We start from the raw sequence: 417 nt of genomic DNA on the forward strand, positions 1-417 counted from the left end.
AGACGGTATGGGAGAGCAGGTGGGTGCCAGAATCATGGGCTTATAGCTCAGCTGGTTAGAGCGCACGCCTGATAAGCGTGAGGTCGGTGGTTCGAGTCCACTTAAGCCCAGACCATTTTAAATGGTTAAAGAAAATTAAAGAGATGACCAACCCGTAATGGGGGTGTAGCTCAGTTGGGAGAGCACCTGCCTTGCAAGCAGGGGGTCAAGGGTTCGAATCCCTTCATCTCCACGAAAGCTTTTCTGAGAGCGAGCAACTTCAAATGTTGCGAGCGTAAAGATATAAAATCTTGGTTAAGCTTTTATAAAACACTGTACCTTGAAAACTACACATTGATAAGAAGACATCAGATATTGATTGAATGTTTTAAAACCAATTCAATTTCATTAACAAAGCAAAAACCTGAACCAGGACAG

At 43.4% G+C, this 417-nt stretch carries 2 tRNA genes; both read left to right on the plus strand.

The annotated features are described in order from the left end of the window. Positions 1-36 precede the first annotated feature (36 nt). Positions 37-110: transfer RNA gene (locus ACTQ3K_RS12680), tRNA-Ile, on the plus strand. Between the two features lie 49 nt (positions 111-159). Continuing rightward, a tRNA-Ala gene (locus tag ACTQ3K_RS12685) sits at positions 160-232 on the plus strand. The last annotated feature ends 185 nt before the right edge of the window (positions 233-417 follow it).

Origin of the sequence: Candidatus Paralachnospira sp. LCP21S3_A2, assembly GCF_052118925.1 — a bacterium.
Lineage (GTDB): Bacteria > Bacillota > Clostridia > Lachnospirales > Lachnospiraceae > Lientehia.